The organism is Sphingobium yanoikuyae (assembly GCF_013001025.1).
GTDB lineage: Bacteria > Pseudomonadota > Alphaproteobacteria > Sphingomonadales > Sphingomonadaceae > Sphingobium > Sphingobium yanoikuyae_A.
Genome location: NZ_CP053021.1, coordinates 1,116,488 through 1,136,981, shown reverse-complemented (window position 1 = coordinate 1,136,981; position 20,494 = coordinate 1,116,488). Strand labels below are relative to the sequence as shown.

Sequence of the window (20,494 nt, the reverse complement as noted above, 5' to 3'; positions counted from 1 at the left end):
TGTCCCGGTGTTGCCGCGCGGGCGCGATCAGGCGGCGTTACGCTCCGGATCGGCGGCGCGTTCGTCGCGCTCGACCCAGTCGACCAGCAGGGTCAGCACGCGGCGCAGCGCCGCATCCTGTTCCTCGACGCGGAATTCGAGGCCCGACAGGCGCTCCTCGATCAGGGCAAAACAGCCCTTCAAGGCTTCGGGATCGACCGTCGGCGCGGCATAGGAGGCATGGTTCTGCATCGCGCGCAGGGCGGCGATTTCGGCACGCAGCGCCTCGATCTCCTCATGCACGGCGGGCGACACGAGATCGGGCTGCGCCGGCGCCTGCCAAGCGACCGCCTGCGGTGCGGGGGCAGCGGCGACCGGTTCGGCCGGTGCGATCGGTTCCGGCGCGGTTTCGCCAGCGGTATCCAGCACGGACGGCGCGATCGGTTCGGCGCTGACATCCTCGTCCACGCCCATATCCTCGATCACTGCCTGGACCGCCTGACCGTCAATCTCGGTCAGTTGCTCCAGCGCGCCCAGCAGCAGCACGCGGCTGACCAGCGCGTTGATGCGGCGCGGCACGCCGCCGGTGGCGGCATAGATGGCGTCAAGCGCATCGTCGGTGAAATAGGGATTGCCGGTCCAGCCGACGAGCGTCAGGCGATGGCTGATATAGGGTTCGACTTCCTGCGGCAGCATCGGGTCGAGATGATGGGTCGCGATCACGCGCTGGCGCAGCTGCTCCAGCTCGGGCGAGCGGACGAGATCGCGAAATTCGGGCTGGCCGAGCAGGAAGATCTGCAGCAGCGACTGACCGCCCAACTGGAAGTTGGACAGCATGCGCAGTTCCTCGATCGCCGAAACCGGCAGGTTCTGCGCTTCGTCCACGATCAGCAGCGAGCGGCGGCCGGCGCGGGCCTGCGCCTGCAAATAGGCCTCGATCTGGCGCAATATCTGCGCCTTGGCGACGCCGTCGGTGGCCAGGCCGAAGCTCTGCGCGGCAAGGCGCAGCATGTCATCGCCCTCGACCTGGGTCGACACGATCTTCGTCGCGGTCAGGCGCGCCGGATCGATCGTGCTCATCAGATGGCCGACCAGCGTCGTCTTGCCGGCGCCGATGTCGCCGGTGATGACGATGAAGCCTTCCCCTTGGGCCAGGCCATAGCCCAGATAGGACAGTGCCTTGCGATGCGTCGTGCTCTCGAAATAGAAATGCGGGTCCGGCGTCAGTTGGAACGGGCGCCCCTGCAATCCATAGAACTGATCGTACATCTGTCGTCTCCATCCGGCATGCCGGCGTCGCATAGACGCCCTTATAACCGGAATTCCCTTAAAAGCTGTAACGCAGGCCGACCTGGCCCATCGCGTTGATCAGCGTGTCAAAATCATCCGCCTTCGCCGCATCGACGCCGAGCGAGGCAGATGCTGTGAGCTTCCTGGTCAAGCCCCTGAAATAGCTTGTGAAGGCACCATAGTTCAAGACGTCGGCGCGGGCGCCGCTGGCATCGAAATAATTGATGTAGACCGCCGTATCCAACGAATCGCGATCGTTGAACGCATAGGTGACGGTGCCATTGCCATACCAATTCTGGTCGTGGGTGCCGCTGATCAGCACGCTCTGGGTCGTCGGCGTGATGAACTTGCGGTTGGAATAGCCGCCGCCCAGGCCAAAGCCCCAGGGGCCGCGCCGGGTGGAATATTGCCCGGCGACGCCACGATAGCGGAAATTGGCGCCGGTGATGCCGGCCAGCGCATCGTTGAAGCATTCGCCCCCGCCGGTCGGCGAGAAGGCGCAGCCGGTGAGATCGCCGGTGAAGGGATTGCGCGGCACGATCAGGTTGGTGCCGGTGAAGGCGGCCGCATCCGCCGTGATCATCCGGCCAAAGCTTTCAATGCCATCGAACACGGCGATGCCGATGCTGCTGTTGCGGCCCTGCCAAGTGAACTGGCCCTGATAGGACATGCCGCCATAGCGTTCGCCCACCGTCGCCTTGAGCGAGGTACGGCGATTGGGCCGCCACAGCACGCCGACATCCCAGATCAGGTCGCCGAAATCATAATAAAGTTCGCGCGGCGAGCTCTTGTCGGTGACATAGCGGCCGTTGCGGATGATCGGCACGCCATCCTCGTCCAGCAAGGGCGCGCGCTGGCTGATCTCGATATCCTCATAGCCGATGCCGCCGAGCAGCGCGACCGTGGGCGAGACCGGCATGATCGCATCGACCCGGCCCCAGACATCCTCGAACCGCTGGTCGAGCTGGCTGGCATCCTCGCGGCTATAACCGGCACTGGCGGTCAGGCCGACCGGCAATATCGTGCCCGGCGCAAAGCCGACGGAGCCATTCAGGTCATGGGACCAGCTTTGTGCGAAGGAGCCATTGGCGATCGCGGCGCCAGGGACATTCACATCGACATCATCATCGACGCGGGCATAGCCCAGCCGATAGGAAGCCTTGATGTCGAGATCGCCGACCTTCGTGGCGTAACTGGGCCCGATATAGCCGCCCCAGATCTGGCTGGTAAAACGGTTGTCGATCGTCGCAGCGCCCGAATAGCCGTCGGTCCGCACGCGCGAGGCGATGCCACCGGCCTGCAGGGTGAGTTCGGGGGTCAGCTTGTAGCCGGCATTGGCGATACCGCTCAGCACGTCGGAATCGGTCGCGTGGCCCCAGCCGAAACTGTGCATATACTGGACGTCCGCTGCGGCGTTGAGCCGGCGGGTCTGGACCTCCACCGTCACGCCGGCGGTGAGATTGGTATAGGTCACGACATCGCCGTCGCCCTTGAGCGGCACCATCACCACCTGGTCGATGCCCAGATAAGGCGTCACGTCGACCTTCCTGGTGGACGCAGGCGTGCCTTGCGCCAGCGCCGGGGCGCTGACACTGGCAAGCACCAGCAGCGATGTGCCGGCGATCAGGGCGCGCGCGATCATCCCGCCTCCCCCTTGCCATAATAGGAACCGAAGCGTCGGGCGCCGCCGGTGTAGCGAACGGCGTTGAGCAGCAACTGGACCTGCGCCCCGCCCTTCAGCAGCGCGGCCGCCTCCCGCAGCGCGCTTTCCGACGTCTTGTCGGCGCGCACGACCAGCAGCGCGACCGCGACATGGCTGGCCAGCACGGCGGCGGGCGAGGCCGCGAGCAAGGGCGGGGAATCGAACACGATGATGCGGTCGGGCCGCCCCTCGGTCAGCCGTTGCAGCAGCATCTCGGTGCGCGCCGAGGCGAGATATTCGGTGTCGGCATGGCTGCGCTGCCCCGCCGGCAGGACCGACAGCGAGGGAATGTCGGTGCGCAGCACGCAATCCTCGATCGCGACCAGCGGATCGGCGAGCGCGTCCATCAGCCCCGGCCCGGCCTGCAGGCCCAGCGTTTCGGGGATCCCCGGATTGCCGAAATCGGCATCGACCAGCAAAATCTCGCGATCCTGCTCGGCCGCCAGGCTGAGCGCCAGATTGATCGCGCAGAAGGTCTTCCCCTCGCCGCTATGGGGCGAACAGAGGAGGATGCGGTTGCCGCGCGGATTGTCCTGAAGATGGGTCAGCAGCCCGCGCTTGAGCAGGCGGAACTCCTCGCTCATCGCAGTGACCGGCGCGCCGGGCACCAGGAAACCGGCTTCGGTCAGTCGGTCGCGATCAACCGGCTGGGCCGGGTTGGTCCAGGCTTGCGCGCGGAAGATAGGCGCTTCGTCGGACGCGACCGGGGCCGGCGCCTGCGGCGCGGGATCGAACATCGGCGGCGGCGGCGGCGCATCGGCCGGCACATCGACGGCCGGTGCTGCGCGTCCACGCAGGGCCGCCTGAAAATCGAAAATCTCGGTGGCGCGTTCGATCAGCGAGCCGCGGCCCTTGATGGGGCTATGCTGGTTCATGGGATCAGGCTCCTTCACGCCGTACCGCGCTGGATGAATTCGACGACGATCAACAACAGACACAGGGCCGCCAGGCCGCCGCTGGCGCCCGCAAACCATTTCATCCGCTGCTTGTCGAGAGCGACCTGGGCCGTGCTGGCGACCTGGGTGATCGACCCGGCGACCGGAATGCCCACGGCCCGTTCCAGACGGGCGGCCGTCGGGAAGGTGCCCTTGAGCTGGCCGATCGCGAAAGCGACGCCAATGCCGGCCCCGATGCCGAGGATCAGCACGCCCAGCAGCAGCAGCGGCCGGTTGGGTGCGGCCGGCGCCGTCGGCAGGCTGGCGGGCTGAAGCACGCTGAACTGCACCGCGCCGGTTTCGGTCTTCACGTCACCACGCAGGCGGATTTCCTCGCGGTCGGCGAGCAGCTTGTCATATTGAGTCTGGAGCGCGGCATAGTCGCGATCCAGCTTTTCCTGTTCGGACGCCACGCCCGGCTCATCGATCTGATGCGCGGTCATGGTGTTGAGATCGGCCTGAAGCTGCGCCTTGCGGGTCGACAGCGCCTGCACGGTGGCGGCCCGTTCCGCCTGCATCGACTTGATCGACAGATAGGCGGGATTGGGCGTGCCGGCAGCGGCCGCGCCACTGGCGCCGCCCTGACGACGCAGATTGTCGACCTGCCGCTGGGCGGCGATCACGTCGGGATGGCTGGCGGTCCAGCCACGCGCGCGCATGGCGGCGAGTTCGGCCTGGGCCTGGGCCAGTGGGGATGCACCGCCACCGACCGCCACGCCCGGCAGGGTCGCCGGGGTGCCGGCCAATTGGCCGTTCATTGCGCTGAGCGCGCTCTGCGCCTGCACCAGCTGGGCATCGATATTGTTGATTTCCAGACGGGCCGCATCCATGCGCTGGCTGATCGTGCCGGCGCCCGGCAGCACGCCGGCATAGCGCTGGGCAAATTCGACGCGCCGCTTGTCGGCTGCTTCGAGCTGCTTGCCGCGACCGGCGATCTGCTGGTCGAGGAAGGCCAGGCTCTGGCGGGTTTCGGTGCGACCGCCGGTCAGATTTTCTTCCTGGAAGATGTCGATCAGCTTCTGCACCACCTGCTGGGCGATGCGGGCATTGGCGCCATCCGACAGGCCACTGTCGGCCGAGGTCGCGCTGATGTCGATCATGCTGGGGTCCGCCTGGGCCAGCACGGTGATATGCTCACGCAGGGTGGTGATCTTGCCCGCCACGTCGCGCGGCCCGGAAATGGTCTGGGCAAGGTCGGTGCCGCGCACGACCTTTTCCAGATTTTCCGCGCTCAGCAGCGTCTGGCGCACCCGGTCGAGATCCTGCTGGGACTGGACCTGGGTGATGCCGATCTTGTCCTCCAGCAGCGACTGGGTGTTCACATAGACCCGCGCCTTGGATTCATAGCCATTGGGGATGAGCGATACGCCCAGCCAGCCCAGCATGCACACGCCCCAGGCCACGGCCAGCGCAATCCAGCGCCGGCTCCATATGCCGTGGAGGAGGACCAGCAGTTCGTCGTACAGACCCGCCATGATCAGAACATGCTTTCGGGAATGATGATGACGTCGCCGGGCGCCAGCATGACATTGGCCTTGGTGTCGCCCTTCTTGAGCAGGTCGCCGATGCGGACCTGATATTCCTTCTGCTTGCCGCTGGCCTTGTCGAAGCGGACCAGCCGGGCGCGATTGCCGGACGCATATTCGCTGAGGCCACCGACCGAGATCATGGCGTCAAGCAGCGTCATGTTCGCGCGATAGGGGATGGAGGCCGGCTTTTCGGTCGCGCCGACGATCCGCACCTGCTGGCTGTAGGTGCCGGAGAAATTGTCGACGATCACCGACACCAGCGGATTTTCGATATATTGGGTCAGCGCCAGCTTGATGTCGTCCGACAGCATCTTGGGCGTCTTGCCGACGGCCGGCATGTCGGTGATCAGCGGCGTGGTGATGCGGCCATCGGGACGCACCTGCACCTTGGCGCCCAGTTCCGGGTTGCGCCAGACAAAGATGGTCAGGTTATCGAGCGGGCCGATGATATATTCCTCGCCCGGCCCTTCCTGGGTCGCGACGAAGGATGCGGGGGGAAGCTGCGGCGCGGAGCTGGTCGAAGCGCAGCCCGACAGGGCCACCGCAGGCAGCGATGCACCGATCAGGAGCCTGGAAATCCGCTGGAAACGCATAAAATTCACCCCTTCATACCATCATAGCCGACGCGCGATCGGAAAAAATGATCGCGTGCAGGCCCATGGCTTCATCCTCGTCATGCCGGAAAAGGGTAAAGATAGGGTTAGGCCTGCTGTCGGACATGGATTAGCCAAGTAATAGTTCACGAGGACTTGGGTGGCCAAGAAAGGCCGCGGGACTTGCCGACGCGCCATAGGCACCGGCAAGGAAGATCGCGATGAAATCGCCGACGTCGACTGGCGGCAGCGCCACCTTTTCGCCCAGCCGGTCGATCGGCGTGCAAAGGCAACCCACGACATTGACCGGCTGGGTAGTCGGTTCGCGCCCGAACCGGTTGGCCACCGCGATCGGATAGTTGCGCCGCACGACGGTGCCGAAATTGCCGCTGGCGGCCAGTTGATGATGCAGGCCGCCATCCACGACGACAAAGGTTTCACCCTGGCTCTGCTTCACGTCGACGACACGGGTCAGATAAATGCCCGCCTCGCCGACCAGCCAGCGGCCCAGTTCGATCGCGAATTCGCTGTCGGTCAGGATATCGGGCAGCGCGTTGAGCGCAGTGTCCAGCGCGACGCCGATCGGCCGGATGTCCAGCCGCTCGTCGCCGGGAAAATAAGGAATACCGAAACCGCCCCCCAGATTGACCAGAGGCGGCGCGGCGCCGACGGCATCGGACAGGCGCGCCGCCAGATCGATGGTTGCCGCCTGGGTCTCGATGATCGCCATCGGGTCGAGCGCCTGGCTGCCGGCGAAGATATGCCAGCCGCGCCAGTCCGCGCCGGCATCGATCATCGCGCGCGCCAGCGCGGCCGCGCGATCGGCATCGACGCCGAAGGGCTTGGCGCCGCCGCCCATGCGCATGCCGGACCCTTTGAGGTCGAAATCCGGGTTCACCCGCACGGCGAGGCGCGGCACCTTGCCCAGACGCTCCGCCACGGTCAGGGCGCGCGCGCCCTCCCCCTCGGACTCCAGGTTGATGGTGATGCCGGCATGGATGGCGGCTTCCAGTTCGTCATTGCGCTTGCCCGGCCCGGCAAAACTGATCCGTGCCGGGTCCATGCCGGCCTGCAGCGCCATCGCCAGTTCGCCGCCCGATGCGATGTCGAACCCGTCGACCAGCCCCGCCATGCGCGCCAGCAGCGGCGAGTAGGGATTGGCCTTGATCGCATAATGAAGATCGATCTTCTTGGGGATCGCCTCGCGGAAGCGGCGGACCTGCGCCTCGATGATCCCCATGTCATAGACGAACAGCGGCGTGTCGCCCGCTTCGTCGACCAGGCTCGCCGCGCCACAGCCGCCGATCAGCAGCATGCCTTCTTCCTCGGCGAACCAGGCGGGAATGGGGCCCATGGGCTTCATGACGCATACTCCTTGGCCAGCGCGACTCGATCGATCTTGCCATTGGGGTTACGCGGGAACTGTGCAAGCACTAGCGTCTCGCGCGGCTGCATGAAATTGGGCAGTTCGGCCTTCAGATGGGCGGCAACCGCCGCGGATATATCGGGATCGGCGGCGCGCAGCAGCAGCAGCACCGCCTGCCCCAGCCGCTCATCCCTGACGCCAAGAGCGACAGCCTCCGCCACGCCGGGAACGGCGACTGCCGCCTCCTCGACCTCGGTCGGGCTGATGCGATTGCCGGCCGACTTGATCATCGCATCGTCGCGGCCGACGAAATAGAGCAGCCCATCCGCGTCGCGGCGGACGGTGTCGCCGGACCATACGGCCGTGCCGCCATGGCGAGAGGCGGATGGCGCCGGCTTGAAGCGCTCGGCGGTGCGCGCCGCATCCTGCCAATAGCCCTGCGCCACCAGCGGGCCGGCATGGACCAGTTCACCCGGCTCGTCATCCTCGGCCAGCGTGCCGTCGGGGCGGACCACCAATATCTCGGCAAAGGGAATGGCCGAGCCCATCGAATCCGGGTGACTGTCGACCAGCGCCGGCAACAGATAGGTGGAGCGGAAGGCTTCGGTCAGGCCATACATGGGATAGAGATCGGCCTGCGGGAACAGCGCACGCAGCCGCGCGACCAGCGGCCGGGTCAGTGCCCCGCCGCTATTGGTCAGGCGACGGAGCTTGGCCGCGATCTCCGCCGGCCAGTCAAGTTCGGTGAGTTGCACCCAGAGCGGCGGCACCCCGGCCAGGGTGGTGATGTCCCAGCGATCGACCGCCTTCACCACGTCGCGCGGGGTCAGATAGTCGAGCGGATAGGCGCAGCCGCCCGCATACCAGGTGGAAAGCAGCTGGTTCTGGCCATAGTCGAAGCTGAAGGGCAGCACACACAGCGTCCGGTCCTCCGGTGCCAGCCCCAGATAACGGGCCACCGACACCGCGCCGAGCCAGAGATTGGCGTGGCTGAGCATCACCCCCTTGGGCCGGCCGGTCGATCCGCTGGTGTAGAGGATGGCGGCCAGAGCATCGGGCGCGGCATCGGACGGCGGCAACGCCGCGCCGCCGCTCATCCCCGCCGCCGCATCATCCTCGCGATGGAGATGGCAGCCAGCCGGGACATCGCCAGGTGCCAGCGTCGACAGGCGGCTGGCCGTGCCGATCAGCAGCGCCGCGCCGCTATCGGCCAGGATATGGGCGACCTGCGCATGTTTGAGCAGCGGATTGATGGGGACATGGACAAGCCCCGCGCGCGGCGCGGCGAGCGGCATCAGCGCCGCGACCGGCCCCTTGGCGACCCAGCTCGCCACCCGCGCGCCGGGCGCGAGGCCAAAGCCCGCCAGCCATCCGGCGAGGCGACCAAGCGCCTGTTCCAGTTCGGCATAGTCCTGCGCGCCCGATCGCCCTGCGAGCGCCGGCCGTTCCGGATCGCCACGCAGCAGCAGATGGTCTATCGGCTGCACATCGGCATCGTCGATTGGCGCCTTGGAAGCCAACAGGGGGTCGCTTAACGTCATGTCCAGAATTAGGTCCTAAGGGCAGCTAAGGTGCCGGGAGATAATAGGTTGCTGGTCCCAAGGGAATATCGGACGCTGTCGGAAGTGCGGTCGGCGATCGGCGGCCGGATGGACCGCGCCCATATCGACAGCCTGTTCGACCGGCTGGACTGGTTTGAAACATTGCACCCCCTTTGCCTTGGCGACACCCCGCTCAGGGTGTTCCAACAGACAGAGGACGCCTGCGAGGCCTGGTTGTTCCTTCTCGCGCCCTCGGCTCGTCGCCTAACTGCCCTTGCCAATTGGTATAGTTTCGCCTGGAGCCCGATTTTCCTGGGGGCGCCGGACGCGCGGCAACAGGCCCGGCTGCTGGAAAATATCGCCCGCCATCTGCTGCGCGAACAGGCGCAGATCAACCTCTATCCGCTTGCCCTGCCCGGCCCGCTGATCGGTGCCTTTCGCCGCGCCGGCTGGTTCGCGGTGCAGCGGCCGATGGGCGGCCGATATCTGCTGCATGTCGATGGCCGGGATTTCGCCAGCTATTGGGCGCAGCGCCCCGGCCGGCTGCGCAACCAGGTGCGGCGCAAGGCCCGGCAGGGCCGTTACGACCTCAGCATCCACGACACGCTGACCGATGCGCTGTGGCAGGATTATGTCGATGTGCAGGCGCATAGCTGGAAGGCACCCGAGCCTGGCCTCAACTTCCTGCGCGCCATGGCCCAGCGGGAAAGCGATGCCGGCACCTTGCGGCTGGGCTTTGCCCGGCTGGACGGCCGCGCCGTGGCGACCCAATTATGGACGGTGGAACATGGCACGGCGCTGATCCACAAGCTGGCCCATGACAGCGCCCAGGACGAAGGATCGCCCGGCACCTTGCTGAGCCATGCGATGTTCGCCCATGCCATCGACCAGGACCGGGTCGCGACGATCGATTATGGCACCGGTGACAATGACTATAAGCGCGAGTGGATGGACGAACGCATTCCACTCCATCAGATCGACCTGTTCAATCCGCGCCGCGCATCGAGCTGGATTCCCGCCGCGCGAACCTGCATTTCCGCGCTTGTCGGATAGGCGGCGAGCCATTAGATAGCCGCCATCATGCGGGCGCAAACCACTCAGCCGGTCGACCGGACAGACGATATCGAAACCCTGGTGCGGGCGCTGCTGCGCGACGTGCTGAGCCTGTCGCAGGAGCGGGCCGATGCGTTCGAGGCCGACACGCCGCTGTTCGGCGCCCTGCCCGAGCTGGACTCGATGGCCGTCGCCGGCCTGCTCACCGAAATGGAAGATAGCTTCGACATCCTGATCGAGGATGAGGATATCGACGGCGACACGTTCGAGACCTTCGGCACGCTGGTCGCGTTCCTGCGCGCCAAGCTGGGCTGAAAGCCGCCCTTTCCCAAAAAAGTTTGGGCTGAGCCGTTTCCGGCCCAGCCTTTTTTAGAGTCCGTTTAAAAAAGCCGGTTCCAGCCCGCTCCCCCGCCCAACCACCCGATCCAGTGTCATCCCATTGGGCGGGGGAGCGGGCTGGAACCGTACTGAAAAATCGCCCTTTCGCGATTTTTCAAACAGACTCTTACGCTTCGACCAACTGCTCGAAATCGGCTTCGGCCAGGAAGCGTTCGACGTCGAGGGCGGCCATGCAGCCCATGCCGGCTGCGGTTACCGCCTGGCGGTAGATCTTGTCGGTCACGTCGCCGGCCGCGAACACGCCGGGAATGGCGGTGTGGGTCGTGCCCTTCTCCACCACGATATAGCCTTCGTCGAGCGGCAGCTTGCCGTCGAACAATTCGGTCGCGGGGTGATGGCCGATCGCGACGAAGCCGCCATCGGTCGGCACGTGCGACTTCTCGCCGGTGACGGTGTCGATCAGATCGACGCCGACCAGGCCTTCGGGCGTGCCGCCACCGACGAACTTGTCGACCGCCTTGTTCCACAGCACCTTGATGTTGGGATGGGCATGCAAGCGCTGCTGCAGGATCTTTTCCGCGCGCAGCGAGTCGCGGCGGTGGATCAGGGTCACGTCATGGCTGTGGTTGGTAAGGTAGAGCGCCTCCTCGACCGCGGTGTTGCCGCCGCCGATGACCACGACCTTCTTGCCGCGATAGAAGAAGCCGTCGCAGGTGGCGCAGGCGCTGACGCCCTTGCCCTGCAGATGCTCCTCGCCCTCGACGCCCAGCCACTTGGCCTGAGCACCGGTGCAGATGACCAGCGTGTCGGCAACATAGAGGGTGCCGCTGTCCCCCTTCAGCTTGAAGGGACGTTCGCTGAGGTCGACGTCTACGATCTGGTCGTACATCATCTGCGCGCCGACATGTTCGGCCTGGGCCTGCATCTGCTCCATCAGCCAGGGGCCCTGGATCACATCCTTGAAGCCCGGATAATTTTCGACGTCGGTGGTGATGGTCAGCTGGCCGCCCGGCTGCATGCCCTGCACCACGATCGGCGCCAGCCCCGCGCGCGCACCATAGATGGCGGCGGACAGGCCGGCCGGGCCGGAACCGAGAATGAGCATGCGGGTGGAGTGGGTGGCGGTCATCGATAATTCCAGCTGCGATTCGTGTGGCCGCCAGAGATAGGCCCTGCCAGCCCCCGCGCAAGCAGGAGTTGGGCAGGAGATTTGCTTGGGATGGCCAAAGCTTGAGCCGCAGCATCGCCGAGGCGTTGCACAAGCCGCGTTGCCTTATGATCCACGATATATCACAAATGGCGGATCGATAGATAATGGGAGAGACGGAGCATGGCGACATTCTTGCTGGTGCATGGCGGGGGACATGGCGGCTGGTGCTATCAGAAGGTCGCGCGGCGGCTGCGCGCGGCGGGGCATGAGGTCCATTGCCCGACGCTGAGCGGCCTTGGCGAGCGCGCCCATCTGCTGAACCCCGACATCGATCTCGACACGCATATCCAGGATGTGGTGGCGCTGATGACGTTCGAGGGGCTGGAGGATGTCATCCTGGTCGGGCACAGCTATGGCGGGATGGTGATCACCGGCGTCGCCGATCGCGCGGCCGCGCGCATCCGCGAACTGGTCTATCTGGATGCCGCCCATCCCAGGGACGGGGAATCGCTGGAAATAGTGGCACCGGCGCAGATGGAGCCGACCCGTGCCATGGGCCGCACCGTCGACGGGATCGAACTGGTGATGTGGCCCTTCCCCGGCATGGCGGGCTTCTTCGGCATCACTGACCCGGCGGACGTCGCCTGGACTGAGGCGCGGCTGACGCCGCATCCGTGGAAATGCTTCGGCCAGCCGCTGCGGCTGGAAAATGGCGACGCCGCCTTTCGCCTGCCGCGCACCAATATCAATTGCACCCATGCGTTGCAGAACAGCCCGGACGCGACTCGCGCCCGCCAACTGGAAGGCCATCGCAATTTCGAGATCGATACCGGCCATGACCTGATGATCACCGAACCGGAAGCGGTCGCCAACATGCTGCTGGAGGTGGCGGGATAAAGCCCCCCTCGCTTAATCCAGGACGTTGGGCAGATCCTCGAACCCCTTGCGCAGGGCGGCGGACCAGCCCTGCGAGATCATGGCGAATTCCTCATTGTCCGCCTCGATCCGGGTGCGAACGCGGAAGTCGAACGTGTCGGTCTCGATCACGGTGAGGTCGAGCGGCATGCCGACCGACAGGTTGGAGCGCAGGGTCGAATCCATCGACACCAGCACTGCCTTGGTCGCGTCCTCCAGGCTCGTCTCGCGCTGGATGATGCGGTCGAGGATCGGCTTGCCATATTTATGCTCGCCTATCTGGAAGAAGGGCGTGTCCTCGGTCGCCTCGATGAAATTGCCGGCCGAATAGATGAGATAGAGGCGCGGCTTGCCGCCCTTGCGCTGGCCCGCGATCATGATCGAGGCGCTGGCGGCCGATCCGTCCATGGCGATGCTCTCGCGATAGCGGCCCTGCATGGTGCGCATCGCGTCACCCACCAGTTGCGCCGCGCGGTGCATCGTGTCGCAATTGAGGATGGTTTCGACCTCCGGGTCGCTCTCCGCCTCGCGGATCGCGCGCGACAGCATCGTCTTCACACCCTGGGTGATCGACAGATTGCCCGAACAGAGCAAGGTGATCGCCCGCTCACCCTCGACATGATAGGTGAAGCTTTTCCGGAAGCGGGCAATATTGTCCATGCCCGCATTGGTCCGGGTGTCCGACAGCATGACCAGCCCCTGGTCCACGCGTACCGCCACACAATAGGTCATCGCCCCGAAGTCCTGCTTATCTCTACCCTAGGAGCGGGGCGTGGGCGTGCTCTGCTGTTGCTGGCGTTGCAATTGCCGTTCCTCGACTCCGTCTTCCGCCTGCGCGATCCGGACATCGGCGTCAATGCTGATATCGCCCGCGACCGTAACGGAGCCCCGTATCGGAGCAGCTTCGTCGGCATCCAGGCCACTGGCCAGGCGCAGATAGCGTTCGGTGACGCAGACGCGATTGGACGGATCGAAGCCGACCCAGCCCAGCCCCGGCACCAGCCCTTCGGCCCAGCCATGGGTTTCGTGCAGCAGATCGCCCTCGGCCGCGAGCAGATAGCCCGAGACATAGCGGGCCGGCACCCCCAGCAGGCGCGCGCCGGCAAGGAATATCTGGGCATGATCCTGGCACACGCCAGCACCCAGCGCGAAGGCCTGCGCCGCGGTCGTGTCGGCACCGGTCACGCCCGATCGATACTGGACGGCATCGCTGATCGCGGCCGACAGGGCATGGAGTTGCGCGAGCGGGCCGTCGCCCTCGGGAAGAGCCGCGACCATGGCGCGGATCGCATCGGACGCTCTGGTCAGCGCCGTGTCGCGCAGGAAATAGCGGACATCGACCCGGCATTGCGGCAGGCCGCCAATGCCATGGGTCTCGCGCGTCTCGACCAGCCCCTCGGCAACGATCACCGCCTCGTTCAGGCTATCATGGCGGACCCACACCGCCTCCATCTCGCCATAGCTATTGGGACGGAAATTGGTCAGCGCCTCGCCATTGATGCTGACCTGCCAGTCATGGACCTTCTGGCCCGGCGTATCGACCGGCACCAGCTTCAGCCGCATCGCGACGCGGCCGGCGGAGGCGGGATATCCATAGACGGTCTGGTGACGGACGAGCAATTTCATGGCGCGCTTCCCCTCCCCCTTCAGCCGAAATGATAGGTTTCGGCGATTTCGACGCCGAGCCGGTTGCTCATCATCAGGCTGTACTGCACCGTTTCATGCAGGCCGCGACGGAAAATCTCGCCGGCGTCCAGTTCCTCCAATTCGCTCACCAGCTGCTTCACCGTGTCATGACAGGTGCCGCGCGCATTGTGCCAGCCGGCCAGCCGATTGAGCCGATAGGCGAGCTGATCGCAGCAATAGGCGACGCTGCGCGGAAACAGCCGGTTGAGCATCAGGAAGTCGGTGATCTGCCAGGGCGTATAGGTGCCGCCATAGACATGATGATAGGCGCGCGCGCCCGACAGCGCATAGAGCACCGATGTCCATTGATAATGGTCGCGATTGCCGCCGATCACCTCGGTTTCGGGCAGCAGCACATAATATTTCACATCGAGCAGCCGCAGCGTCATCTGCGCCCGTTCGAGCGCCGACCCGCAGCGCAGGAAGTCATGGCCTTCATTGCGCAGCTGGCCCGAATGGGCCGCGCCGCGGAAGGTCATGACACGGGTCTTCACCCAGTCGATCAGCGCGGGCAGCTGCGCCTTGGCCTCGGCCACGTCATAGCTGTCGAGCTTGCGCCAGCCGTCGTTGAGCGCCTCCCACATGTCCTGGGTCAGCATGGTGCGCGCCGACTTGGCATTGGCGCGGGCCTTGAGCAGGCAGGAACGGATCGAGCTGGGATTGTCGGCGTCCAGCATCAGGAAGGACACGACATCGCTTTCCGTCACCGGCACGCCGTCCGGGAACTGATGCCCGGCCCCGGTCGCACGCACGACCGATCGCCATTCGTCGCGATGATGCGCACCCGGCAGGATCGCCATGCGCTGCCCCATCGACAGCAGCCGTGCGGTGGCTTCGGCGCGCTCCATATAGCGCGCCATCCAGAAGAGATTTTCGGCGGTCCGGCTCAGCATGTCTTGGCTCTTTTCACCGTGAGGGCCGGCGTCGTTGCGCCCGGCCCGGCATCATCAGGGGCAATCGGAAGAAAGGAGGCGGTCGCGCCCATCAATCCTGCAACACCCAGGTATCCTTGACCCCGCCGCCCTGGCTGGAATTGACCACCAGCGACCCTTCGGTCAGCGCCACGCGGGTCAGGCCACCGGGGACCAGCCGCAACTGCTTGCCGACCAGGCAATAAGGGCGGAAATCGGCATGGCGGCCGACCACGCTCGCCGGCCCCAGGGTCGGCACGGTCGACAGGTCGAGCGTCGGCTGGGCGATGAACTCGCCGGGATTGGCCTTGATCCGCTCGGCATAGGCCTCGACCTCCGCCTTGCTCGCCTTGGGGCCGATCAGCATGCCATAGCCGCCAGATCCATGGACTTCCTTGGCCACCAGTTCGTGCAGATGCTCCAGCACATAGGCCATTTCGTCGGGCTTGGAGCATTGCCAGGTCTGGATATTGTCGAGGATCGGCTCCTCACCCAGATAGAAGCGGATCATCTCGGGCACATAGATATAGACCGCCTTGTCGTCGGCGATGCCCGATCCGGGCGCTGACGCCAGCGTCACGCCGCCATTGCGATAGACGCTGAAGATGCCGGGGACGCCGAGCAGGCTGTCGGGCCGGAAGACCAGCGGGTCGATATATTCGTCGTCGATGCGGCGATAGATGACATCGACCGCCCTGGGGCCGAGCGTCGTCTTCATCCAGACCCGGTCATTGTCGACGAACAGATCGGCCGGCTCGACCAGTTCCACGCCCATCAGGTCGGCAAGGAAGCTATGCTCATAATAGGCGCTGTTGAGCGAACCGGGCGTCAGCACCACCACCACCGGATCGCCCTTGCAGGCAGGCGGCGCGACTTCCTTCAGGCTCTTGAGCAGTTCGGCGGGATAATCGTCGACCGGCGCGACCATGCCCTGCGCGAACAGCTCGGGGAACATGCGCGTCATGATCTCGCGATTTTCGAGCATGTAGGACACGCCCGAGGGGGTGCGGCAATTATCCTCCAGCACCTCGAAACTGCCCGGCCCGGTGCGCACGATATCGATGCCGACGATATGGCTGTAGACCTTACCCGGCGGGGTGAAGTCCGCCATTTCGGCCAGATAGGCGCTGTTGCGATAGATGATGTCGGCCGGCATGATGCCCGCCTTCACAATCTCGCCGCGATGATAGACATCATGCAGGAAGGCGTTGAGGGCGCGGGCGCGCTGGCGGATGCCCTTGTCGAGGATGCGCCATTCGTTCGCGGTGAAGATGCGGGGCAGCAGGTCGAAGGGTATCAGTCGTTCCGGGTCGCCGCCCTCGCCATAGACGGCGAAGGTGATGCCGATGCGCCGGAAGATCGCTTCCGCCTCATCCATGCGACGATTGAGCCCGGCTATGCCTGTCCGCTCCACCCATTTCTGCACTTCGTCGTAACAGGGGCGCAGCGAACCATCAGGCTCAAACATTTCATGGAAGGGCAAGTTGTCGTTCCTCCCTCGGCCCTCGGCCGGTTGTGCATTGCAACAATAGTGCGCCGCATCGTTGCGATTGCAAGACAAAAATCGCGGAGCGGAAAAAGCGTTCCGTCGGCCATGTCGGGATTGCGGAAATAGGTCGCGCCGATCGTTTCTACGCGCGCAAACCGGCGCGCGACGGGGCCTCTGGCGGAGCGTTCAAAAAAGAATGCAGATTTTTGCAATCGCCCCGTTGACCACCGTCCATCCCCTGCGTATAGCGCCGCCTCACCGCAGGGAAACACCCCCTGCGAGGCCCATGGGGCGGAGTAGCTCAGCTGGTTAGAGCAGCGGAATCATAATCCGCGTGTCGGGGGTTCAAGTCCCTCCTCCGCTACCATTTTTCAAGCACTTAGCGGCAACTGTCCCGGCTAGTTTACAGCCGGTTTACAACCTAGCTGCCCTCTTGCCACGATAAAGCATATGCGATATCGATAAGGCATATGCTTTATCAGGTCAATATCCCATATGCGAAATAGTCAGCCCTTGGCAGAAAAAGCCATATGCTTTACTGGCCCGCGCGTGGGCAGGAAGATGCGATATCCAGAAAAGCGAGAGGCTGCGTTTGAGGCCGGAACTCTTGCGCGAATTGAGCGAGCACTCAGGAATGGCGAGGATCGCACTGATTTCATTCGCGAAGCCGTGGAGAACGAACTGGCGAAGCGCGGGCGTCGCTAAGGCGTCCTGGCGTTCAGCCGCTCGACCAACGAAGCCACGACATGCTCCTCGTCCACATAGCGCCGCCTGATCTCGGCAACCTGCTGCTCTGACCACGCAACGATGCGGCCGATCTCCTGATCGGTCAGGCCGCGCCTCGCCAGCCACGTCGCATAGGTGCCGCGCAGATCGTGGATGCGCAGCGAAATATCGAAGCCCGGCGCCTTGTTCTTGGCCTTCTGGAAGACGCCGCCGAATCCACTTTCGGTCCACGGCTTGCCGCGGCTGTTCTGCAGGATGGTGCCTGCTTCCCGCCCGATCTCTTTCAGCAGCGCGCGCAGCTCATCGAATATCGGGACGACCACGCGGCGTTTGCGCTTGGACGTGATGAATACGATAGCACTCGGCCCGACATGCTCGACTGACACCTTGACCAGATCGCCAAGCCGCATCCCGGTCAGCGCGGCGAAGCGAAGGCCCTGCCAAAGTTCCTTGGAGCAATGCGGCTCGATCGCCTGCCAATCGGCCTCGGTCCAGATGATTGCGGCGCGGTCGGACTTGTAGAGCATGGGGATGCCGGCCGCGACATTGCGCTCTATCAGGCCTTCGGTGACTGCCCAGCCCAGCAGTGTGGCAAGCATAACGATCGCCTTGTCGGCGGTGCGTGGCTTGTCTGCCATTTCGGATCGCCAGGCCATGACATCGGCGCGCATCCGCTGATCATTCCAGACTGGATATGGAACCTTGCCGAATCGCGGGCCGATCTTCTTCAACTCGATCCGGTAATCCTTCTTCGTGCGCTTACCTAATTCCCCAAATTCGGGGCTGGCGAGATATGCGGTGATGATGCGATCGAGATTGTCGGAAGCGGTTGCCGTCCTGTGCCTGCGCGCATCAGCGGCGGCGTCAAGGATTTCCGGCGTGATGGTCGGGCGCTCACCTTCGCAGCTATGGATCTGCGGGCCGCCTCGATAGGCGTATACGTAGAAAAGCGCTGGCTTGCCGTCACGCAGCTTGCGCACGACATGAAGGCCAGTCTCAACTTTGGTTTTGCGCTTTCCAGATGTCATACGGAGACTGGCCCTGTTCCTTCGCGGGCGGATAGATTGTCACCCCGTCAGGGCGAATGTCGATAGAGCCGATCTGCATCCCAGCGTCACGGGCAGCCTTGATGAGGCGCTTGATCTCGGGAGACTTCGGAAATTTGAGCGCCTGGCTCGCCATTCACCCCTCCCCCACAAGAGCGGCGTCGATGGCGGAAATCATCTTGAAGATCGCGCCGGGCGCAATTCCGCGCAACGGGTTGCCATGCGTCAGAAGTTCGCCGATATCCGCCCCGATGCCGTGCTCGGCAAGCGCGACAATTGCTGCTGCGGCCGCCTGCCAGTCAGGATTCGGCCGCCCCTCGCGCATAGCCTTGATGGCTGCGGCGGCAATGCGGCGATACGGTTCCGGCGACCCCTGACTTTCGTTCAGGTCGGGCCACGGCCACGCCTTGTGCCACGGGTCGTCCTCCTCGTAGATGGCTTTGGCGACACGTTCGATCATCTCGCTCACGGCCTCACCTCCCGGATGGCGGGCAACCGATAGTGGCCTGCTTCTGCAAGCCTGATCCGATCCGCCATGATGGCAAAGACTTCCTCCTTCGACCGGCGTTCGATGCCATTGATCGGGCGCCGCATGTCGAGGAAATCGATAACCCTCTCAGCCGCCTCCAACCGATCCAGCAGGGCCGGGAGGTGGTTGATTGCGGCGACGATGAGGGCGGCGTTAGCGCGAATTTCGCTATCGGAGGTCAGCCCAAAGCCTTCACGATGCCCGTTAGGCAGTAATGCGAGCCATTCGCCCGCACCACCTGCTATCGCGCGCTGGTTCGACCTGACGCCCAAAGCCCATTCCCCCGGCGTCGCCTCCGCGATCAGCCCGCGCAACTCCTGGATGATGTCAGTCATGATTTCTCTCCCGGCGCAGGGGCCAGCATAAGGCGGGTGGACCGGTGGCGACGCTGAGCGCAATTCCACGACCGCATGGCATCCAGCGCGGCCTCTGCGGCGATGCACGATTCCTCGACACCGAAGCGCGCCTGCCCGCTGGGATAGCGACACCGCGCCCGGATATGGCCGGCGACGAAATGCACCATGTCGGGAGCCTCTGCCATCACAAACCTCCCGCCCGCGCGCGCAGCGAAGCCGCCACCAGCGACAGCGCCATATCAGCGCCCCGCCCCACAGCATCCCGGCACGGCTCTTCGTTCTGCGTCAGGCAGCAACTCGGGCTGTCGTCCTCATCGCATTCGGTGAGCATGCCGACGTGCCAGCCTTTGGGGACTAGCGTTTTGGCGGCGTCGAGCGAGGCGGTGTAGGCCGGGGATATGGCAGGGGCCATTTGTCCATCGGCGAAAAGGAGGAGCCTATGCGTGTCGAAGTTTAACAGCCCGAGTGCCATGACGATGTCCCCGTCAATTTCAGCATTCGGATTGCTCAGCGCCTCCACCCGCTCCGCCAAAGCCAGCAGGGTATCGCGATCAGTCATGGCGGGCCTCCTTCATGTTGGTGTCGGCAATGCGGTCGCCGAAGCCATGCCGAAGCGCAGCGTCGATCTCGTCATCAGTGATTGAGCTTTCGCCGATCGCGGAGTGCATCGCGTGGCAGAAATCCGAATGGCCAAGATAGCCGCCGTTCATGTCATGCTCGCAGCCATAATGGACCGAAGCCGCCCATTTGGCCGCCTCGACCGGATCGCTGGAAGCCTTGACCTCGCGCGCCATCTGGAGACTGAACGGTAGAAGTTGGACGCGGGCGTTTCCGACATGCTTCCCATCGCCGCGGTAGATCGGCCCCTCGGTTCGCTCCGACCAGCACCGGCCCAGCTTGGCAAACACGGCGTCGAGAATTTCGCGCGCGTCGTCAGGTCCGACATCGCCCTCGACTTCCAAGGTGATGCGCTTCATGTGCTGCTCAGCCATCGCCCGATCCTCCGCCCTGCACTCCTCGCACATCAGGCCATGGTCGGCAGGCTTGCCAACATGATCCTCCCGCATGACGCAGGTGTCGGTGCCGTGGTGTTTCATGGCCGCGCCTCCATGTATGTGGCGACGATAGCCACCGTTGCCAAAAGGCTCGTGAGGTGCATCGGATCGGTCCACCCGGTGGCGCGCTCCAGGATAATCCCGCCCGCCGTCACGATGAAGAACGACCCAAAGCAGGCCAGAATGGTGATGATCGCTGACCTTTTCATTCCCCCACCTCCACCTTGACGAACTCCCCACCCTTGAGAACCCACTGGCCGGGGCGCTTGGGCGTTGGCTGGAAGGGCTTGGGCGCGGGGTGTTT

At 64.6% G+C, this 20,494-nt stretch carries 23 protein-coding genes and 1 tRNA gene; 4 read left to right on the top strand and 20 right to left on the bottom strand.

Translation table 11 applies throughout. From position 1 onward, the window contains the following. Positions 1-27 precede the first annotated feature (27 nt). From HH800_RS06000 to HH800_RS05970, 7 genes are all read right to left on the bottom strand, one after another. Positions 28-1,248, bottom strand: a complete 1,221-nt coding sequence (locus tag HH800_RS06000; protein WP_069337209.1) for an XrtA/PEP-CTERM system-associated ATPase — start codon at positions 1,246-1,248, stop codon at positions 28-30. Between the two features lie 58 nt (positions 1,249-1,306). Continuing rightward, positions 1,307-2,911 carry a hypothetical protein gene (locus tag HH800_RS05995; RefSeq protein ID WP_169860499.1) on the bottom strand — a complete coding sequence of 535 codons (1,605 nt, stop codon included), beginning with the start codon at positions 2,909-2,911 and terminating at the stop codon, positions 1,307-1,309. Beyond that, a complete protein-coding gene (locus HH800_RS05990; RefSeq protein WP_169860498.1) occupies positions 2,908-3,846 on the bottom strand; it encodes an AAA family ATPase in 939 nt (312 codons plus the stop codon). Before HH800_RS05990 ends, HH800_RS05995 begins: the two co-directional genes overlap by 4 nt. 14 nt (positions 3,847-3,860) lie before the next feature. Further along, positions 3,861-5,381: an XrtA system polysaccharide chain length determinant gene (locus tag HH800_RS05985; RefSeq protein WP_169860497.1), complete on the bottom strand. Its 1,521-nt coding sequence runs from the start codon at positions 5,379-5,381 to the stop codon at positions 3,861-3,863. Between the two features lie 2 nt (positions 5,382-5,383). Continuing rightward, on the bottom strand, positions 5,384-6,028 hold the full coding sequence (locus HH800_RS05980) for an XrtA/PEP-CTERM system exopolysaccharide export protein (RefSeq protein WP_010339939.1): 645 nt from the start codon (positions 6,026-6,028) through the stop codon (positions 5,384-5,386). A gap of 130 nt (positions 6,029-6,158) precedes the next feature. Further along, positions 6,159-7,391 (bottom strand): pyridoxal-dependent decarboxylase, exosortase A system-associated, encoded by a 1,233-nt coding sequence (locus HH800_RS05975; protein WP_169860496.1) that lies wholly within the window; start codon positions 7,389-7,391, stop codon positions 6,159-6,161. Continuing rightward, the gene (locus tag HH800_RS05970; protein ID WP_169860495.1) at positions 7,388-8,935 is read right to left on the bottom strand and encodes an acyl-CoA ligase (AMP-forming), exosortase A system-associated; all 1,548 of its coding nucleotides are present in this window, start codon (positions 8,933-8,935) and stop codon (positions 7,388-7,390) included. The genes HH800_RS05975 and HH800_RS05970 overlap by 4 nt, the downstream gene beginning before the upstream one ends. A 48-nt stretch (positions 8,936-8,983) precedes the next feature. Here HH800_RS05970 and HH800_RS05965 point away from each other — a divergent pair, with 48 nt between their 5' ends. Then, complete coding sequence (locus HH800_RS05965; protein WP_169860494.1) at positions 8,984-9,988, top strand: GNAT family N-acetyltransferase; 1,005 nt, start codon at positions 8,984-8,986, stop codon at positions 9,986-9,988. Between the two features lie 27 nt (positions 9,989-10,015). Continuing rightward, positions 10,016-10,303: an acyl carrier protein gene (locus HH800_RS05960; protein ID WP_169860493.1), complete on the top strand. Its 288-nt coding sequence runs from the start codon at positions 10,016-10,018 to the stop codon at positions 10,301-10,303. A gap of 190 nt (positions 10,304-10,493) precedes the next feature. Here the strand turns inward: HH800_RS05960 and trxB are convergent, their stop codons facing one another. Beyond that, positions 10,494-11,456 (bottom strand): thioredoxin-disulfide reductase, encoded by a 963-nt coding sequence (gene trxB / locus HH800_RS05955; protein ID WP_004212146.1) that lies wholly within the window; start codon positions 11,454-11,456, stop codon positions 10,494-10,496. A 201-nt stretch (positions 11,457-11,657) separates the two neighbouring features. On the opposite strand from trxB, the gene HH800_RS05950 reads away from it, so the two are divergent. Further along, the gene (locus HH800_RS05950) at positions 11,658-12,374 is read left to right on the top strand and encodes an alpha/beta hydrolase (RefSeq protein ID WP_169860492.1); all 717 of its coding nucleotides are present in this window, start codon (positions 11,658-11,660) and stop codon (positions 12,372-12,374) included. A 12-nt stretch (positions 12,375-12,386) separates the two neighbouring features. On the opposite strand, the gene HH800_RS05945 is transcribed toward HH800_RS05950, so the two are convergent. The 4 genes from HH800_RS05945 to HH800_RS05930 all read right to left on the bottom strand — a co-directional run bounded on the left by HH800_RS05945 (position 12,387) and on the right by HH800_RS05930 (position 16,472). Next, on the bottom strand, positions 12,387-13,124 hold the full coding sequence (locus HH800_RS05945) for a hypothetical protein (RefSeq protein ID WP_004212142.1): 738 nt from the start codon (positions 13,122-13,124) through the stop codon (positions 12,387-12,389). 27 nt (positions 13,125-13,151) lie between these two features. Next, positions 13,152-14,018 carry a transglutaminase family protein gene (locus HH800_RS05940; RefSeq protein WP_169860491.1) on the bottom strand — a complete coding sequence of 289 codons (867 nt, stop codon included), beginning with the start codon at positions 14,016-14,018 and terminating at the stop codon, positions 13,152-13,154. Positions 14,019-14,038: 20 nt separating this feature from the next. Next, positions 14,039-14,971 (bottom strand): alpha-E domain-containing protein, encoded by a 933-nt coding sequence (locus HH800_RS05935; protein WP_004212140.1) that lies wholly within the window; start codon positions 14,969-14,971, stop codon positions 14,039-14,041. A 91-nt stretch (positions 14,972-15,062) separates the two neighbouring features. Then, positions 15,063-16,472, bottom strand: coding sequence for a circularly permuted type 2 ATP-grasp protein (locus HH800_RS05930; RefSeq protein WP_169860490.1), 1,410 nt, complete (start codon positions 16,470-16,472; stop codon positions 15,063-15,065). A gap of 296 nt (positions 16,473-16,768) precedes the next feature. Here HH800_RS05930 and HH800_RS05925 point away from each other — a divergent pair. After that, positions 16,769-16,845 (top strand) — tRNA-Met (locus HH800_RS05925). A 334-nt stretch (positions 16,846-17,179) separates the two neighbouring features. On the opposite strand, the gene HH800_RS05920 is transcribed toward HH800_RS05925, so the two are convergent. The 8 genes from HH800_RS05920 to HH800_RS05885 form a co-directional block, all read right to left on the bottom strand. Beyond that, positions 17,180-17,875, bottom strand: a complete 696-nt coding sequence (locus HH800_RS05920) for a tyrosine-type recombinase/integrase (protein ID WP_169860489.1) — start codon at positions 17,873-17,875, stop codon at positions 17,180-17,182. Between the two features lie 325 nt (positions 17,876-18,200). After that, positions 18,201-18,386, bottom strand: a complete 186-nt coding sequence (locus tag HH800_RS05915; protein ID WP_063976845.1) for a hypothetical protein — start codon at positions 18,384-18,386, stop codon at positions 18,201-18,203. Then, positions 18,387-18,719: a hypothetical protein gene (locus HH800_RS05910; protein WP_169860488.1), complete on the bottom strand. Its 333-nt coding sequence runs from the start codon at positions 18,717-18,719 to the stop codon at positions 18,387-18,389. Next, positions 18,716-19,114, bottom strand: a complete 399-nt coding sequence (locus tag HH800_RS05905; RefSeq protein WP_063976843.1) for a hypothetical protein — start codon at positions 19,112-19,114, stop codon at positions 18,716-18,718. The genes HH800_RS05910 and HH800_RS05905 overlap by 4 nt, the downstream gene beginning before the upstream one ends. Further along, positions 19,111-19,320 carry a hypothetical protein gene (locus HH800_RS05900; protein ID WP_169860487.1) on the bottom strand — a complete coding sequence of 70 codons (210 nt, stop codon included), beginning with the start codon at positions 19,318-19,320 and terminating at the stop codon, positions 19,111-19,113. The genes HH800_RS05905 and HH800_RS05900 overlap by 4 nt, the downstream gene beginning before the upstream one ends. After that, positions 19,320-19,694 carry a hypothetical protein gene (locus HH800_RS05895; RefSeq protein ID WP_169860486.1) on the bottom strand — a complete coding sequence of 125 codons (375 nt, stop codon included), beginning with the start codon at positions 19,692-19,694 and terminating at the stop codon, positions 19,320-19,322. The genes HH800_RS05900 and HH800_RS05895 overlap by 1 nt, the downstream gene beginning before the upstream one ends. Next, complete coding sequence (locus HH800_RS05890) at positions 19,687-20,232, bottom strand: hypothetical protein (protein ID WP_169860485.1); 546 nt, start codon at positions 20,230-20,232, stop codon at positions 19,687-19,689. Before HH800_RS05890 ends, HH800_RS05895 begins: the two co-directional genes overlap by 8 nt. Then, positions 20,229-20,399, bottom strand: a complete 171-nt coding sequence (locus HH800_RS05885; RefSeq protein ID WP_169860484.1) for a hypothetical protein — start codon at positions 20,397-20,399, stop codon at positions 20,229-20,231. The genes HH800_RS05890 and HH800_RS05885 overlap by 4 nt, the downstream gene beginning before the upstream one ends. Between the last annotated feature and the right edge of the window lie 95 nt (positions 20,400-20,494).